The 1,272-nt window shown below is 42.6% G+C and carries 1 protein-coding gene and 1 pseudogene; one reads left to right on the plus strand and one right to left on the minus strand.

What is annotated here, in order from left to right; all coding sequences use genetic code 11:
• Nucleotides 1-440: pseudogene (locus ACLTU0_RS11965) on the plus strand (hypothetical protein); the annotation flags it as partial.
• 217 nt (nt 441-657) lie between these two features.
• Here the strand turns inward: ACLTU0_RS11965 and ACLTU0_RS11970 are convergent.
• A partial coding sequence (locus ACLTU0_RS11970; protein ID WP_412322670.1) for an adenine deaminase C-terminal domain-containing protein occupies nt 658-1,272 on the minus strand: 615 nt, incomplete at its 5' end.

The raw sequence follows: 1,272 nt of genomic DNA on the forward strand, positions 1-1,272 counted from the left end.
CTGTTACGGTTGACGCACAGGCAATGGGTGCAGAAAGTGCTTTTGATACAGACGGTGCGTTTATAGTAAACGGCGGTACAATTATAGGTGTAAGCGGCAGCGGTATGGACGAAAGTCCGAACAGCTACTCTGCTCAAAACGTAATTTTGGCATACACAACTTCACAGATTTCCGCGGGTGATGAAGTTAAGATAACTGATTCAAACGGTAAGACAATCGCTGAGTATACAGCAGTTAAAGGAGGAAGTAAGATTGTGTACTCATCGGATAAACTTAAAACAGGTGAAACGTATACGGTTTACGCAAGCGGTGAAGAAGTCGGAAGTGCCGAAATTGAAAGCAGTATAACGAAGATAGGAACAAAGTCAAATTCTGGTTTCGGCGGCGGTCACAGACAAAAAACAGCGGATAACACAACTGACACAAGTGCAACAAATTAATAAATAAGGCAAGCCATATCGGCTTGCCTTAACGTGTTGAAATGTGAAAAAAGGACGTCGAATAACAGCCACCACTCCGACATTGCGTGCCACCTCTCTTCAAGGAGAGGCAAGTAAGGCTCCCATAGAGGGGAGCTGTCGACAGAGTCGAATGAGGGGTGGTGATAGAGGAACAGAAAAAGGGCGACCAATGATCGCCCCTCCGCAAAATAAAACATCATTCCACAAATTTAAAATTAATAACATCGAAAAGTCCCGAATCGGTAATACGAACTTCGGGGATTACAGGTAGCGGCAAAAATGCAAGTGACAAAAACGGATCGATTTTATCTGTTATATTAAGCACTTTTGCGGCACTGTAAAGGTTATCGTGTTCTCTTGTAACTTCATCGGCTGATTTTACGGACATAAGTCCCGCAATATCAAGAGTCATTGACGCGATAACTTTACCCTCTGAACAAACTGCAATACCGCCGCTTGTACCGAGAGTATTTACGGCAAGTGCCATATCGCTGTCGTTATCGCCGATAACGATTACATTATGGCTGTCGTGACCGATAGAAGTGGCGATAGCACCGTTTGTAATTCCGTAATTGGTTACAAATCCGATACCCTTTGTACCTAAATTATGATGACGTTCGATAACGCATACTTTAGAAAGGCTGTCGGAATACGATACAGTAACCTTTTTTGTGATAATACTTTCGGGTATAAGTTCGATAGCGTCAAATTTGTCTTTAACATCAGTCTTGAAGAAGTCGGCTGATATTTTCGGCAGATGAACGGTATTTGTAACTTTTGAATTGTCAACCGTTTCGCATTCAAACAATGC

Source organism: Hominilimicola sp. (assembly GCF_046972485.1).
Lineage (GTDB): Bacteria > Bacillota > Clostridia > UBA1381 > UBA1381 > Hominilimicola > Hominilimicola fabiformis.